The sequence below is a fragment of the Streptomyces sp. NPDC018019 genome (assembly GCF_044327805.1).
In the GTDB taxonomy this organism is placed as follows: domain Bacteria; phylum Actinomycetota; class Actinomycetes; order Streptomycetales; family Streptomycetaceae; genus Streptomyces.
On record NZ_JBIRGD010000047.1, the window covers coordinates 1 to 14,837 of the forward strand.

A 14,837-nucleotide genomic window follows, 5' to 3' on the forward strand; every position below is an offset into this window, starting at 1 on the left:
GCCCTGCGGACGTTTGACCTCCGTGGGCGGTACCACCCGCCGGAACAACTCCCACAACTCATCGGGTACCAGCCGTTCCACCAAGCCCACCATGAACGGCTCAACGACTCACCAGCACCAAAGGAAACGCTGTCTTAATCCGACCCTGGGAGAAATTCGCCTGGGGGTAGCGAATCAGCGATGCAGCCCCGCTCTCCGGGCAGGCAGCTGTACTTACCTGCACGACTGGGCCATGGACAGTGACGTTGATGCCGGAAGCAGCGGTGGCCGGAGATCCGGCCAAGGACAGAGGAACGACCGCGGTCGCAAGCACGGCACCGGCCCGGGAAACGAATCGGTAAGAACCCATAGGGGACCTCCACGAACACGGGCACGGCACACCAGGGGCCTGCGAAGAATTCGGGTCAGCCCGCGCTCCTCATCAGACATACCCAGGTCACCTCTGTCTGAAGAAACCTCTTACGAGGGACGTCTTCCCTGGTTTCAAACCCGGCTCAAGAGAAGCCTGAAGAGACCAAGCACTACGTGAGGCGCCCCGACGCCTCCCCGCCTCAACACCAAGGTCTCACCTGAACACTTCAACTTGACAGGGAATTCGACCTGCTCGCGGTAGTGGTCGCGCAGATCCTCCTCATCCAGCGGACCGTAGGAATCCATCAGCTCCTCGGCCGCGGCGAGCTCGTCGTCGCTGATGTCGACCGGCCGCTCGGGAACCACGCCGGCGGGGGGCAGATCTGGTCGGGCCAGCGCAGCGAGTGCAGCACCAGCAGATCACCCATCGGACGTACCAGCGCCAGGGTTTCCTCGCTGCGCAGGGCGATCTTGCCGATGGCGACCGAGCCGTGGTCCTCCATGGCGTCGCGCAGCAGGACGTAGGGCTTGTTGGCGGCCGGGCCGTTGGGGGCGACGTAGTAGCCGCGTTCGATCTGCAGCGGGTCGACGTCGCCGGTCGGCATGAAGGCGAGGATCGTGAGGGTCTTGGCGGTCGGCAGCGGCAGCTGGGCCAGGTCGTCGTCGGTGAGCGGGACGATCCGCTCGCCGGTCACGTAGCCGCGGCCGATCTCCTCGGTCGGCACCTCGGTCTCCTCGAGTGAGCAGGTGGGCTGGTTGCGTACGCGCCCGCCGTCGGCCTTGTGCACGCGGACGAAGGAGACGGACGGCCCGCTGTCGGTGGCAGCGTGGAGGGAGATCGGCACGGTGACCAGTCCGAAGCTCAAAGCTCCTTGCCAGAGCGAGTGCGGCATAGCTGACCTGCCCTTTCCTGGGCTTTCAGGGTAGGACGACGACCGGTCTAGAGCATCCGCGAGCAGGCGGCGGCTCAGCAGCCATCGGTGGAACGCCGCCCACCCCACGCCACCTGCGCCCGCCCGCACCTGTCCGCCCTGCTTCCGGGGCCCCAAGCGGTGGAGCGGCACGCTGCCGCCAAGTTCGGGTGCGGTCGCGGTGCCGACTGCACACCGTGGTGGGCATGTTTGCCCTGCTCAGGGAGATACCCCCTTGTCTGCCGACATTTATGATCTTGGGCATGGGGCGGATACCGGAAGTGGTGTTGCGGGGGCGAGGCGTCGTCTTCCGGCTGGAGGCGTATGTGATGCGAGTGGTGCGCGGCCGCACCACGTGGACGGTGCCGCTGACGGCGATCGACCGCGTCGCGTATACCCAAGGACGTGTCCTTCTGGAACTGTCCGGCGATGCCGTCCAGGACGGCGCCTTCACGCTCATCACCCGCAACGCCACCGCCGCCGATGCCTTCGTCCAGCAGGTGCGTACCGCCCTGACGCGCCTGCCGGCCACGGGGCAGGGCCCCACCCACGTGGTGAGGGAGGACGCCGGTCGCCGTTGGCGACTGCCGAGCCTGTCGGCGGGCGCGAAGATCGCCCTGGGTATCGTTCCGTACCTTGCGTTCTCCGCCATAGCCGTGGAGGAGGGCGCCAAAGCCGGTCTCGGCGACCTGGTGGGCTTCACCATGGCCTACGGTCCCGCGGGCTGGCTGATGCTGTACTTCGGCTGGACCGAGGTGGTGCGCGACGCCCTGATCCTGCGACGGCGCGGCATCACCGTTCCCGGCCGGATCCGGGACTACGAGTGGCGCCGCATCGGGGAGGACTCGGGAGAGTGGCACCCCGTGTACGAGTTCCGGACGCTGGAGGGCCAGCGCCTGGTCGTCACCCAGACCGCCGGCCACGCACACAAGGGCGGCAGAAGTCTGGTGGACGTGACCTACGACCCGCTGTCGCCGACCCGCGTCCGAGGCCTGCGCGACAAGGGGCTCACCATACGCGGCACCGTGCTGACCTTCTTCGGCGTGCTCTCAGTCCTCTTGATGCTCATCCCGCTGTGGCTGGTCATCTCCGCACTGCTGACGGCCTGACCCCGGCCCGCGTCGCTGCCGCAAGTGGCAGTCTGCGGCCACTTGCGGCAGCGGCCGCGTGCCCTTCGCCGTGGGCAGCGTCCCGGCCGCCGAAGAGCAGTCGGTGAAGCCGTGACCGCTACCTGTGAAAGTCGTTGAAGCTGACACCACGGGTGTCGTGCGCCACAAGGAGCCGAGGTCCCTGAGTGCTCGGGTTCAGGAGTTCGGTGGCGACTGCCTGGGCGCGTTCGTCATCTGGTTCTGGCGGTATTTGATCGTACTGGTGGGTCGTGTGCGGGGTTTTCCGCCGCGGCCGGATACACCCTGGAAATAACGCACGGTAGCGGTGGCGAGTCGGGCTGTCACCGGCGTAGCGTCCTGTCGCGTCACGAAACCCCCGGGCGGCGGCCAACCAGCCCCGGGGGCCTCGTTCATCATTCTGTGAAGATCAAGGAGCTCTGGATCCGTGCCCCCTGACCCTTGTGCGCACCGGCCCGGTGCGAGCCGGCCCGACAGGCGTGAAGCTAGCATGCCGCGGCCCGGCTGCCGCGAAACGTATGTCTGGGAAGTCACCGTCACCGCCACGGCCCTCGTCGGCACGCTGATCGTGTGCCTGATGCTGACCGGCGCGGCACCGACGCCACTGATCCTCCTGTGGGTACTGACCGCTGCGGCGGCAGATGGGAGCGGTATTCGCCTGCGTTACCTGCGCATTCGCGCACTCTGACGCCGCCTGCTGCTCGCCACCGGTGCCGGGCCCGCCCGCGGGCCCGGCACGCCACCGGTCCTCTCGTGTGACCGGTGGCGGCACCCACCCGCGATCGCCACGGACAGGAATACGGCCTCGTGGCGCGCGAAGTGCCCGCCCGGATGCGGAAAATCCCCGCCTCACGCCCCCGGAAAGGGGTACCCATGACGTCAGCCGTTCGCCGCACCTGCGCCTGCTGCCACAAGCCCCTCAGCTACGGCGGCCGCGGCCGCCCTCCGCAGTACTGCTTCCGCTCCTGCCAGCGCCGGCGCCGCCCGCCCGCCCAGGCCGTACAGACCGGCCCGCGGCGCATGGAAGCCCTCGAGGCCGTCCACCGCGCCACCGGCAGCCTGCTCGATGCCGAATACGGCGACCACCCGGACCTGGTCCACAGCCTCGAAGTTCTGCTGACCGTACGCCAGCACCTGGACGTGCTCGACTCGCTGACGGTGCAGCAGCTGCGCGCCGACGGCACCCGGTGGGAGACGGTCGCCGAAGCCGCCGGCATCAGCGAGTCCACCGCCCGCCGCAAATGGGGACGGGCTGCTGCCCAGCACAAGAACTCGGCATCTTCGACGCGGCCCACTCCGGCCGCCCGCCCCGTCGCCGCGGACTCCGTTCCCCTGCCCCAGCAGCGCGGCGCCCCCGCAAGCCCGCCCAGCGACGCAGAAGGACCCCCGCCCGCCGCGCTGGGGCTATCCAGCACCCAGCAGTTCGCCAACGCCCTGTCCCACCTGCAGCGCAGCAGCGGCAAGGCCGTCCGCGACATCGCCGCGGACGCCGGCGTCTCCGCCTCCTACGTCTCCCGCGTCATCTCCGGAGAACGCCTGCCCTCCTGGAGCGTGGCCCGCCGCATCACCGTGGCCTGCGACGGCGACCCCACCGCCATACACACCCTGTGGTGCGCCGCCCGCGGCGTCGCCCCCTCCGCCAAGGTCACCTCCGAAGACGCCGTCGGCGCCCTGCACGCGGCCCTGCGCGGCCTGTATCTGTCCGCCGGCCGGCCCGACCCCTATCTCCTGCACACCCAGTGCCAGGGCTCCCTGTCGGAAGAGCAGATCACGCATGTCTTCGACGGCCAGTACCTGCCCGACTGGCCCGTCCTCGGGCGCCTCGTCCTCGCCCTCGACGGCCGGCCCGACGCCCTGCACCCCCTGTGGAACGCCGCCCACCCCACCCCCGCGGCCCCATCCGCACCCACTCGGGCCAGCAACCTCGCCCTGCCGGCCAGCGCCTTCGGATAGCCACCCTGCCACGCCCCACCGCTCGCTCGTCACCCGGGGGAGACGACATGCACCCCACACCAGTCCGCCTGCCCGACCAACCACCCGTCAGCATCTGCCTGCCGCTGGACTTCACCGCCTTCTGCCAGCTGCGCCACGCCCCCTACCGACGCCACGCCCTGCTGCGCCTGGGCGAGAGCGCCGCGGCCGACCGTGCCGTCGAACACGCCCTGGGCGCCCTGGCCACCGACTGGTGCCGCACCCTCAGCAGCCGCCGCCCGGCCCGCCACGCCTGGCAGATCCTGACCGCCAGCATCGAGGACCAGGCCCTGAGCCAGACCAGCGCCCCGCCGACCGCCGCCCGCACCCTCTACACCCTGCTGCCCGCCCGCCAGGCCGACGCCATGCTCCTGCACCTCCAGCACGTACCCCCGCACCAAGCCGCTGACTTAACCGGGCTCGATGCAGCCATGCACGCCTACTACCTGCGCACCGCCCAGCACACCCTCGACGCCCGCCTGGCCCCGAGTCCATAACCCGGCCCCGGAAGAGCGAACGGCGCGGCGCACGGGCGCTCAGCTGCTTCGGCGGCAGAGCCGTCCGTACGGCATGGTCGGCCACAGGTCAGGGCCCGACAAGAGGCCCGTTGCGCCACCCGCCCTGGTGCGGGGACCAGGGCGTTCACAGATCACACGGGTCACCGAGCCTGGCGGCCGCGGTTCCCGCGCCGCTGACGTCGATGCCAGAGCCAGGGAACTGCCACACACGGATCTGGCCCACGCGAGGTCGGGCGCCAGGCCGCCCAGTGCGCCGAACGCAACTTTGGCCTGTGAGCCTCACAGCCTGTTTCCGCAGGTAGATGCACCGCGGGCGAGGCGGACCTGGAGGCTGTGAGTCACGGCTGCACTGACACGTGTGACCGGGATCCATAGATTTCGGATCTTGGTTGGTTCCGCAGCAGGTCAGGGGCAGGCCCGGGGAGGGCAGTTTGCGGATCTTGGGGGCGATTGTTTGCGGCTCAAGAGTCAGCCGCTGCTGCTTGAGGGCGCGTTGTCGCAGGTGAGACGCCGAAGCTCGGACTGGACTCCAAGATCCGCAAGGTAGCGATCTGTCGCCCGACGCGGAAGTGTCAGTGGTTCCGACACCGGATGTGTCAGTCGGGTATCGCCGGAAGCCAAGGATTGAGTTGATCTTGAGGTCCCTGGTGGGGCGTCCTGGCTCACTTTGGGCCGTCGGCGTCCTCGGGGAGGATGCGGTAGGCAGTGTCCGCCGCGGGCTGCTCGCGCTGGTTCTTGCCCGAGGTAATGACCAGCGGCCCGGGAACAGGACGGGTGCGGCTGAGGCGAGGGGTGGTGGAGTTGCTGATGTTGCCCTGGGATCAGCGCTTGACTCGGTTACGGATGGCTAGGACGGCTAAGCCGAGCAGGACTGGTTCGGCGATGCGGGAGGCCATTTCGGTGTAGGTACCGGCGGTGGTCAGGTCCTGGCCGGAGGAGCGGAACACTACCGAGTTGATCACCACGCGCAGGGCTTTCTCGAATCGTTCCGTAGTGACGCGCTCGTCCCAGGCCCCGGTGGGATTACGAGGGTCGGGGGTGTTGGTGGTGAGGGTGATTTCGGACCCGGTCTGGCGGCCGGTGATTTTTGGTTGGGGGTTGTCGGTCGGCAGGCCCCACAGCATCAGAGCCAGCAGCGTGACCGTCATAGCGGCCAGTAGCCACGTCAGTGTGCGAGCGGCGCGCAGCCCGTACCCCGACAGGGCCCAGTAGGCGGCCAGCAGGGCTCGCTCGGCAGTCGGACGGGTGGAATCATGGCGGCGCATCTCCATCTCGCCGTAGTAGAAGTCGGCGGCGTCAGGTTCGTTCTTGCCGTCCTCAAGCGACTTGCGCAGTTGCCGGTACAGCGCAGCCAGCGCGGCCGGTTGTAGGTCGGGGTCGTCCCCGGCCGGGGACGACCACCCACGGAGCTGTGAGGGGCGGTCGTTGCTCCGTGCGCGCCAGTGGTGCTCTTCGACCAGCGTGCGCCGCAAGCTCCAGCGTCGGGGCAGGTTCCTGTACCAGACGGTGGCGGCCGGGGTGCTGCCGAAGGTGCACCAGCCGTCCACGCGGAGCTGGTCGAGGTGGATCGCGCCAGCGAACCGGCAGGCGCTGAGGTCGATGTCGTGCAACGCCAGGTATGCCGCATCGACCCCGCGCACGCACGTCAGACGCACCCCTGGGCCCCGGTCGGGCAATTCCGGCTCCGGCTGCGAGTCGTCGCGGAATGTCGGGAACGGTGTTGTGTGCGCGGTGACAGTCACCGGGTGCTCGAAGACCGCGTCGCTCAGGTCCACCTCGGCGTAGCGCAGGCGCAGTGTGGCTGCTGACTCCCATTGTGTGCGCACACAGGTCACTGTGGGTGCGGAAATCTCCAGCGTCACCGGGGCACCAAACACCGCGCCATCCAGGCGCACGTCCGCAGCACACACCAGTGGCCCCAGCCGCGGCGCCACTTCAAAACGCGCCCCTTCGAACTGAGCGGTGCCGGAGAAGGACGCCTTGTCGAACCGGGCCGCTCCGGAGAAGGTCGTCACGTTGAACTCGGCACCACCGGCGAAGGTCGCCTCGTGAAAGCGAGCGCTGCCGGAGAAGGATGCCGCCGAGAATTCGGCGGTCCTGGAGAAGGACGCCCTATGGAACTCGGCGTAGTCGGAGAAGCGCGCCGAGTCGAACCAGGCACGGCCGGAGAAGGACGCCACGACGAAAAAGGCAGCGGAGAAGGAGGCGAGAGTGAACGAGGCGTCGCTGGAGAAGGAGGCCCCGTTGAAGTGGGCGGTGCCGGAGAAGGAAGCCCCGGTGAAGAGGGCATCGCCGGAGAAGGACACGTGACCGAACCAAGCCTCGTGGAAGGCGGCGCCGTGGAACCAGGCGGTGCCAAGGCGTGCCCGTCGGATGGTGGGGTCGTGAAGGGCACTGAGTAGCTGTTCCAGCAGGTGCTTGGTGAACGGGGTGCCACGGTGGTCGATATCGGCGCCGGGGCGAAGGGTGTCGAGGTAGCCGGTACGGTCAGTGTCGGCCAAGTGCGCCAGGCAGGCGGTGTGGCCGGGGACAGGAATGCCGCGGCACCCGTCCGGATCGGCTGGAGTGTCGGCGCCGTGGCCGCAGTGCTGCCAGTTCAGTAAGGGGTCAAACATCGGGTGCGTCATGCCTCAAGGATGGTCAGGGTCAGCCGGATGGTTGCCTCGGCCCCGTGGTATGTCGAGCGGCTGGACTTCTCCCGCGCCGCAATCGACTCCTCGCACGCGCTGGCCAAGCGGGGCGAAGCCGCCCAAAAGTCGGCCCGAGCCCGGTTGCCCGAGGACGGCCGGGCTCAAAGGCCACGTGCTGACCGACGGTGGCGGCACTTTGCTGCGGGTCTCGCTCACCGGCGGCCACTGCGACGACGCTGCCGCTGATGCCTTGTGGGCAGTGTGCACTTCAACGTGTTTGCCGCCGGACGCGTACGGGCTGGTGACCGGCATCACTTCTTTGTCGAGAACGGAGGAATTGCGGCATACGTCCTTCCGGACGGACAGGAGATCAATGAGGGACCGGCACCCCGGCATTCCGGTACCCCGGGGGCCTGGTGGTCCGGTCTCCCGGGGAAGGATGTGTGGACGTGTCTTTCGGAGTGGCTCTCGCGGTGGGCGCCCTCGGCTGCCTGCTCATCGCCGTGGCGTCGGCCTTCACCGGTCGGCCGCGGCGGGTCGCACTGCGTGCGGTCGCGGCCCTGGGCTGGCTGTGGGCCGCCGGTGTCGTGGGGCTGACGTTCGGCACCCGGTCCGGGGGCGGTCAGGCGGTGAACGTCGAGCTGCTTGATGTGACCAACTCCGCGGACGTCGTCGACTTCCTCCTGAACACGCTGATGTTCGTGCCCGGCGGCATCTTCCTCGCGGTCGTCCGCGGCGGGTTCCGTAGGGCCTGCGCCGCGGGTCTCCTCGCCTCCCTCACGATCGAGGTGACGCAGTACCTGACCGCGTCCGGGCGCACGGCCGACGTCAACGACCTGCTGGCCAACACGGCGGGCTGCGCCGCCGGTTACCTGGTCGCCGCCACGCTCCGCGACCTGTTCTCCCGGCGGGAGAAGACCCCGTTCGCGTCCCACTTCTGAGAGGGGCCGGCCGGTTCGGTGCGCGGGCCGCCGGTGGCGTGGCTTCCGCGCCCCAACGCTGGCCGGTTCGCGGACACCGGGCGCAAGGCGGCGACAGCCGGGCGGTCAGCCCTTGAGGGCGCTGCGCTTCTTCCAGGCCGGCCAGTCCATCTGCCAGGCGCCGATGCCGTTGCCGGGTTCGGTGATCTCGGTGTTCCGGGTGTTCTTCACGATCACCGGGTCACCGAGCCGGACGCGGTCGAAGAGCTTTCTGGCGTCGGAGCTGAGCATGCCGACGCAGCCGTGGCTGGTGTTGGCCGAGCCGATTTGGTCCGCGTTCCAGTCGGCGGCGTGGATGAAGGTGCCGGAGGACGTCAGGTGGATGACCGAGGTGGTGGGCAGGCTCGGGTAGGCGTCGCCCAGACCGACCGTCGCGGACTTCATCGTCTCCTTGGCGTTCTTGGCTAGGACGACGTGCGTGCCACCTCGGGTGGGGTAGGTGTCGGAACCGGCGGATATCGGGTACGAGGCCACGGCCTTGCCGCCCTCGGTGACCGCCATGCGGTGCCCGGCGACATCCACGGTGACGACGCGGTTCTCGCCGATGGTGAACGACGTGGCGTAGTTCCGGGCGAAGTAGCGGCCCTGGCCGCTGGGCAGACCGGCGAGTTCGCCCTTGAGCGAGACCTTGGTCCCCGGCTTCCAGAAGTCCCTGGGCCGCCAGTCGATCCGGTCGTGGCCGCCGAAGTCCTTCACCCAGCCCCAGGAACCCTCGGTCCTCGGCGAGGTCTCGACGCGCAGGTTCCGCTCGATGTCCACCTTCTCGGCGTCGCCGACGCGGTGGTCGAAGAGGACCGAGACCGGCTGCGCGACGCCGACAGTCGCCCCGTTGCCGGGCCGGAGCTCCAGCTTGTTGGGCTTCTCCGGCGCGGCGGTGGTGACCGTACCGGAGCCGTTCCGCCTGCTCCCGTCCGCGCTCTTGGCGGTGTAGGCGAGGGTGTAGGTGCTGCTGGGCCGGGTGGCCGGGACGGAGGTCCAGGAGCGGCCGTCGGCGGAGAGCGAGCCGTCGAGGCGCTGCCCGCGCTGGTCGGTGACGCTCACGTCGGCGAGGGTGCCCTGTCCCCCGGTCACCCTCAGGGTGACCGGGGAGCCGGGGGCGACGCCGGTGGCCCGGTCGGCCGGCGCCATGGCGACCGTCACGTCCCGCGCCCCGCTCTCCTCGCCGGCCGGGCCGCCGCAGGCGGTGACGAGCAGCAGCCCGGCGGCCGCGGGCAGCGGCAGCAGGGCACGGGGAACGGACGGCGTACGGATCACGGCAGCGACTCCTGGAGCAATGTGAGGTGACGGGCCAACCGGACGTCGGCCCCAACACCCCCACAGACCGTCTCCATACCGTCCCGGTTCCGCCCAAATGCGCCCCTTTACTGCGTGATGTCCGTCACGTGACGGTGTCGGTCGGCCACGGCCCCGCGAATGGCCAGCCATTCCCTCTCGGCCAACGCCTGCGGGCCGGGCCGGCCCGCCTCGCTGCGGTAGCGTGGCCTGGACCAGTACGAAGTGCGCCGCTAACCGGGCTGGCATCGGCACATCACCCTGGCCATGCTCGCGCACGCCTTCCTCGCCGCCATGGCCGCGGCCACGAGCAAATAAAGGGCCGAAACGATGCAACCGGCCTGGCCCCGCTCACCGTCACAGAGGTCCGCCCTCAGGCCGGCGCACTGACCTGGCCCCACTGGCGCAGACGCCATCCAGGCCATCGCCCGCGCCTGCCACTACCGCAGACGCGTTCGCGACTGAAGCGGCATCCCCCAACCGGCCCGGTAGGTCCCGTCCGCCCGCTGGGCTCGATAGACCGCGCCTGACCAGCGGGAATGATGAAATCCCACTGCAGCACTAGAAGATCGCGATATGGTCTCCTGCCCGCCGCAACGCCTCCCCGGTGTGCCCTTCGTCCAGCGCACCGGATCGGGCCGCCACCAGGCAGCGAGCGCGTTTTCACCCCGCTACTTTGCGGCTGGTGCCCGAGTTAGGACTCCGGGGCCAGGAGTCCCGTGGGCTCAGGGAAACCGAAGCTTCCTCGGCGCGAACGCACGGGTCTCCCCGTGTGCTTCAGGCCGGTGCATCCGTGGGTTCAGGTGAAACACGAGGATGCTGAGCGGGCAGAAGAGCGCAGGCCGGCAAGCTGTGGCTGGAGGCCCCGACATTTAGATCGGTGGCTCGGTGAAGAGTTGCAGCAGCCAGTTGGCGCTTTCTGCAGCGCCTGTGGTTGTGGTTGCTCCGGGGAAGAGGCGGCCCCAGGAGCACGCGCGGCCTAGAGCACTCAGTCGCCACGCCAGAGTCACCGCGCGTCGCAGTTCTGCGCTCGTTCGACCGCCTCCCACCCAGGGTTCCAGGTAGGCGTCCCGTAGCCGTGGCAGCACTTCGGACCCGTATCGTGCACTGGCTGCCCGGGCCGGGACCAGGAAGCTGCAGAAAGGGTGGGAGACCGCGGCGTCGCCCCAGTCGAAGAATGTGAATCGGCCTGGCTCTGGGTTGAACAGCTGGCCGTCGTGGAGGTCGGAATGGTCGAGGGAGTCAGCGATGCCCACGTCGGCAAGTTCAGTGCACCAGTTCACGAGGCGCGGCCGGAGTTCATACAGCCTCTTGAGGTCGTCCGGCTGAAGTGTGGTGTTCTCCGCGATGACTCGGTCGAAGACGTCAGGAAGCGCAGTGGTGCGTGCGCTGGGGACACCGAGCAGCTCGATCTCGTGAGCGTGCGGAACAAGCGCGTGCTGCATGCTCGCGTACTGGCCCAGCAGCTCTTCCCAGACTCGTGGATCGGCGGGGCTGCGGTTGAGCACGTCCCTGAAGAGCTCGCCGCCGTGGGGAAGCAGCGACCAGCCGTGGTCGACGTCGACGGCGAGTGGTTCCAATACGTGCTCCGGCACCCAGTGGGCCAGGGCTGAGGTCAGCGTCGCCTCGAAGGCGCTGGCGGGCGGGTTGGCTTTGAACCATACGGCGTTGTGTTCTTCGACCGGCAGGCGCACCAGAACAGACCATGGTCGTAGCCGCACTCTCCGTTGCCCTGTCTCGCGTAGGCCGCGTGCAGCGAGCTCGCGCTCAGCCCATCCGAGGGCAGCGTCTCGCCAGGCTTCTTGCTCCCAGGGCGTGACCGCATCTTGGTATTGGCCCCGGTCCACGACCATCGACGCTTCATGTTGCATCGCGCCATCCCAGCATCGTGCCCGCCGGTTCTCCATCGATTTTCGAGCCCCTCGGCAGCGTCTCCCAGAAGTGCGCGTGCTGAGTCCGCGTAGCGGATGGCGGTCTTCTCGTCGATGCCGAAGACGAGGGCGAGGTGGAGCGGGTCGGCGCCGTGGGTGAGGGCCTCTTCGAGCTGGCGGTCGACGCGGAGTCGTTCGAGGGTGGCGGTGAGGTTGCGGGTGGCCCGGGTGGTCCAGAGCTTGCTGGCCGGGCCGAGTTCGACGGCGGTCTTCTGGGTGATCAGTAGGTGGGGGGTGGCCGTGTTCGGCCATCGGTTGCGGCGGTGGTCGAGCCAGTCCAGGACAGCACGGCGGGTGAGGTCATCGAGTGGGCGGACGTGGCCGCCGACGGTGATGCGCCTGTTCCCGAGATCCACATCGTCCAGCTGCATGGTGCGGATCATCTTCGGCCGTGCCGCGTGGACGGCCGCCAGGGCGACGATGAGCCGGATGTCTGGGGTGGTGGCGGTGGCGATGGCCTCGTCGATGTCCGCCAGGACGAGGGTCTGGAGGACGCCGCCGGTCTGCCGGGGGACCCGGATGCGGATCGTGGGGTTGCGGAAGATCTGGCCGTTCTTCTTCGCGTGCCGGAACAGCGAGCACAGCCGGACGCCCGGCTGCTGCGCCACGTCCAGCGCCCGCTCCAGGGTCAGCACCGGCGCACCGGTCGGGGCCTCATCGCAGTCGACGGCGTGCACGACACCGCCGCGGCCGGGACCGCGGCCGCCGGCCCTCGCCAGGCCCCAGCCAGACGGGCGGCGGGGCCCGAGGACCTGGTCCACGGCGGACGGCGGCAGGTACTCGGTGGGCACGTCGTCGTACGAGACGCCTTCCAACGGCCGCACGTGCTGCGGCGCGCGCACCCAGACCTGGTATTCGGCAGGCTCCACGGAGTCGCCGGGCCCGTTGCGGTTCGCGGGGAGGCCCACCTCGTACAGCCAGCCGTCGCGCACCTGGCGTTTTGCCCACAGGTGCGCGACGACCTCCTGGTCGCCGGGCAGCAGCACCCGGATGGATACCGGGACCGGCTCGGGGGCGAAGGACGTCGACATGCCTCCACCGTAGGCGCCAGCACGGACAGGACCAGCGGTGACCTGCACGAATGCGGCCCTTGTCCACAGGCCGGGTGGCCCACCATGCAGCCATGGCAATCGACGACTCTCAGCAGCCGGCCCCGCGCCGCAGCAAGGTCCTGGAGGTCCTCGCGCGGGCAGAGCGCAAGATGTTCACCCGGCCCGCGCCGAAATCGGCAAAGGCACAGATGAAATTCCTTCTCACGCGGACCAAGGACTCCGCGCGGGCCCTGGCCGAGCACGTGGGCACCTCGGCGCGCACGATCGAGCGCTACCGAGCAGGGAAGCCGAAGACCCCGCAGAAGCGCCTGCAGGCCGCCCTGGTGGAAGCGACCGAGTCCGAGTGGCAACCGCAGGTCAGAGCCCAGGCACGCGAGCGGGCAGCCACCTCCACCGGGATGATGGTGGACGTGAAGGCGCGCTTCGGATTCACGTGCAAGGGAAGATCGGACGACGGCCGCGAGCGCACCAACACCACGGCGATCTCCCCCATCTACGCGAAGCAGATCCTCGAACTGCAGGAGGCCGGTGCGACGGAGGAGAACCTGCATCCGATCGTCGCGCAGGCCATAACCGAGTCCTATTTCACGGAATTGGGCACCCGCGCCGCTGGTTTGGAGACAACACTGACGGACGTTCAGAGCATCGAATTCCGGTTCTGACACACTCGAATTCAGGACCTGCTATGAAACGTGTTCAGCGGGTCGCCGTACAGCGCTCTGGCGGAGGCCCGCTCCTGAATTCGTACTTCGAATCGAGGCTCCAAGACGACGACGTCCTGGTCGCCCCGGCGCACCTCGCGCCGAGCACTCACCCCGCGCGCCGCCGCGCCCCGTGAGCTGGTCGACCCCGCCCGCATCGGCCGGCGGGTCGTACGCCGCCGGGCGAAGGGCATGGACGCCGCCGTCGCCGCGGTGGCCCTCGAGGACGCCCGGTTTGCCGCTCGGCAGGACTCCCGACACGAGCACCTGGCAGACGACGAGCGCGGCCGCGCGGAGCTCGCGGAGTGGGAGCGCCTCGCCACCGCTGTCCCGGGCACCGTCTACGACCCGGACACCGACGACGCCGACCAGCTGGCGTTCGCGGCCCGGCTCGCCACCACCGACCCCGAAGCCACCGGCGCCCTGGCCGCGTTCTTCGCCCGCGCCCGGTCGTAGCGCAGCATTTGCACGGCCTGCTCCGACGCCTCCGGTCACGCTCCGCTGTCCCCCAGTACCTGGGGGACAGACCTGTGAGGACTGGGAGATTGGGGCCTGAAATGCCTGTAATAACTGTGATGTCTGGGGGACTGGGGGACTGTTTGCCCAGACAGACATGTTCCTGATGAGGGGTGGCTAGTGAGCTGGGAGGTAGCTGGGGGACAGCCATACTCGTGATCACCAGGAGTGACTGTCACGCTGTCGCACCTGGGGTGTCACGTGCCCCCGATCCGGCTGTCACGCTGGGGTGTCACGCTCTCCGTCGGACCGGAATCACGGGCCTGAACCCCGGCTTCGGGCCTCGCGCCGATCAACGTGACACCCCTCCCGGACCGACTACAGTGCGCAGCGGCAAGCCGATTCGAGTTGTCCCGTGGTACCACACCTCGGCTGGTTACCACGGAAGGCTGACCAATGGCGGCCCAGAGCTCTACCGCGTCGTGCAGGTGACGGAGCGCGACCCGGAGTGCACCTGTGCCCCCGGACTCGGAGGGCAGTGCGCTGGCAAGCCCTGGTGTCTCAAGGTGGAAGGAGCCGCCGGCCGCCAGCCCCGGACCTGGGTGAGCGGAGCGGCCCCATGGCCGCCGTGCGGCCGATAACGTGTGACGAATCCGCTAAGGATCACTGCCTACGCAATGCGCTGAGCTGCTAATCCAGTGATCGTTTCAGGATTGTCAGTCGTTGTGCCGTATCTGGCTGACCTGGGGTTTCGTGGAGGCTCCGGGGCGGAGAGCGCTTCTGAAGTGCGAATTCAGTGATCATTTCGGAATGTAGTGATCTCCGTGGGATTTTCTATTGTGACGAATCCGCTAAGGATCACTGCCTACGCAATGCGCTGAGCTGCTAATCCAGTGATCGTTTCAGGATTGTCAGTCGTTGTGCCGTATCTGGCGGA

At 68.8% G+C, this 14,837-nt stretch carries 11 protein-coding genes and 2 pseudogenes; 8 read left to right on the forward strand and 5 right to left on the reverse strand.

The window, feature by feature from the left end:
* Window positions 1-656: 656 nt before the first annotated feature.
* Window positions 657-1,217, reverse strand: a complete 561-nt coding sequence (locus tag ACH4FX_RS40635) for a Ku protein (RefSeq protein WP_398486654.1) — start codon at window positions 1,215-1,217, stop codon at window positions 657-659.
* Window positions 1,218-1,525: 308 nt separating this feature from the next.
* Between ACH4FX_RS40635 and ACH4FX_RS40640 the strand changes: the two genes are divergently transcribed.
* The 4 genes from ACH4FX_RS40640 (at window position 1,526) to ACH4FX_RS40655 (ending at window position 4,857) form a co-directional block, all read left to right on the forward strand.
* Complete coding sequence (locus ACH4FX_RS40640; RefSeq protein WP_398486656.1) at window positions 1,526-2,371, forward strand: DUF3592 domain-containing protein; 846 nt, start codon at window positions 1,526-1,528, stop codon at window positions 2,369-2,371.
* A 508-nt stretch (window positions 2,372-2,879) separates the two neighbouring features.
* A complete protein-coding gene (locus ACH4FX_RS40645) occupies window positions 2,880-3,077 on the forward strand; it encodes a hypothetical protein (RefSeq protein WP_398486658.1) in 198 nt (65 codons plus the stop codon).
* Window positions 3,078-3,262: 185 nt separating this feature from the next.
* The gene (locus tag ACH4FX_RS40650) at window positions 3,263-4,342 is read left to right on the forward strand and encodes a helix-turn-helix domain-containing protein (RefSeq protein WP_398486660.1); all 1,080 of its coding nucleotides are present in this window, start codon (window positions 3,263-3,265) and stop codon (window positions 4,340-4,342) included.
* Window positions 4,343-4,389: 47 nt separating this feature from the next.
* On the forward strand, window positions 4,390-4,857 hold the full coding sequence (locus ACH4FX_RS40655) for a hypothetical protein (protein WP_398486662.1): 468 nt from the start codon (window positions 4,390-4,392) through the stop codon (window positions 4,855-4,857).
* A gap of 842 nt (window positions 4,858-5,699) precedes the next feature.
* On the opposite strand, the gene ACH4FX_RS40660 is transcribed toward ACH4FX_RS40655, so the two are convergent.
* On the reverse strand, window positions 5,700-7,505 hold the full coding sequence (locus ACH4FX_RS40660) for a pentapeptide repeat-containing protein (RefSeq protein ID WP_398486664.1): 1,806 nt from the start codon (window positions 7,503-7,505) through the stop codon (window positions 5,700-5,702).
* Window positions 7,506-7,559: 54 nt separating this feature from the next.
* Here ACH4FX_RS40660 and ACH4FX_RS40665 point away from each other — a divergent pair.
* Window positions 7,560-7,743: pseudogene (locus ACH4FX_RS40665) on the forward strand (IS5/IS1182 family transposase); the annotation flags it as partial.
* Window positions 7,744-7,957: 214 nt separating this feature from the next.
* Window positions 7,958-8,449: a VanZ family protein gene (locus ACH4FX_RS40670; protein ID WP_398486666.1), complete on the forward strand. Its 492-nt coding sequence runs from the start codon at window positions 7,958-7,960 to the stop codon at window positions 8,447-8,449.
* A 105-nt stretch (window positions 8,450-8,554) separates the two neighbouring features.
* Here the strand turns inward: ACH4FX_RS40670 and ACH4FX_RS40675 are convergent, their stop codons facing one another.
* From ACH4FX_RS40675 to ACH4FX_RS40685, 3 genes and pseudogenes are all read right to left on the reverse strand, one after another.
* Entirely contained in the window at window positions 8,555-9,742 is a 1,188-nt protein-coding gene (locus tag ACH4FX_RS40675) for an Ig-like domain-containing protein (protein ID WP_398486667.1), read from the reverse strand.
* Between the two features lie 890 nt (window positions 9,743-10,632).
* Window positions 10,633-11,631: an aminoglycoside phosphotransferase family protein gene (locus ACH4FX_RS40680; RefSeq protein WP_398486669.1), complete on the reverse strand. Its 999-nt coding sequence runs from the start codon at window positions 11,629-11,631 to the stop codon at window positions 10,633-10,635.
* Between the two features lie 632 nt (window positions 11,632-12,263).
* Window positions 12,264-12,722 (reverse strand): annotated as a pseudogene (locus ACH4FX_RS40685) (DUF6233 domain-containing protein); the annotation flags it as partial.
* 92 nt (window positions 12,723-12,814) lie between these two features.
* Here ACH4FX_RS40685 and tpg point away from each other — a divergent pair.
* The gene (gene tpg, locus ACH4FX_RS40690) at window positions 12,815-13,405 is read left to right on the forward strand and encodes a telomere-protecting terminal protein Tpg (RefSeq protein WP_398486671.1); all 591 of its coding nucleotides are present in this window, start codon (window positions 12,815-12,817) and stop codon (window positions 13,403-13,405) included.
* 231 nt (window positions 13,406-13,636) lie between these two features.
* Window positions 13,637-13,900, forward strand: coding sequence for a hypothetical protein (locus ACH4FX_RS40695; protein ID WP_398486673.1), 264 nt, complete (start codon window positions 13,637-13,639; stop codon window positions 13,898-13,900).
* Window positions 13,901-14,837 lie beyond the last annotated feature (937 nt).

Bases quoted from the DNA above. Each gene is read 5' to 3' on its own strand.
- ACH4FX_RS40640 (WP_398486656.1), top strand. From the start codon at position 1,526: ATGGGGCGGATACCGGAAGTGGTGTTGCGGGGGCGAGGCGTCGTCTTC.
- ACH4FX_RS40645 (WP_398486658.1), top strand. From the start codon at position 2,880: ATGCCGCGGCCCGGCTGCCGCGAAACGTATGTCTGGGAAGTCACCGTC.
- ACH4FX_RS40650 (WP_398486660.1), top strand. From the start codon at position 3,263: ATGACGTCAGCCGTTCGCCGCACCTGCGCCTGCTGCCACAAGCCCCTC.
- ACH4FX_RS40655 (WP_398486662.1), top strand. From the start codon at position 4,390: ATGCACCCCACACCAGTCCGCCTGCCCGACCAACCACCCGTCAGCATC.
- ACH4FX_RS40660 (WP_398486664.1), bottom strand. From the start codon at position 7,505: ATGACGCACCCGATGTTTGACCCCTTACTGAACTGGCAGCACTGCGGC.
- ACH4FX_RS40680 (WP_398486669.1), bottom strand. From the start codon at position 11,631: ATGCAACATGAAGCGTCGATGGTCGTGGACCGGGGCCAATACCAAGAT.
- tpg (WP_398486671.1), top strand. From the start codon at position 12,815: ATGGCAATCGACGACTCTCAGCAGCCGGCCCCGCGCCGCAGCAAGGTC.
- ACH4FX_RS40695 (WP_398486673.1), top strand. From the start codon at position 13,637: ATGGACGCCGCCGTCGCCGCGGTGGCCCTCGAGGACGCCCGGTTTGCC.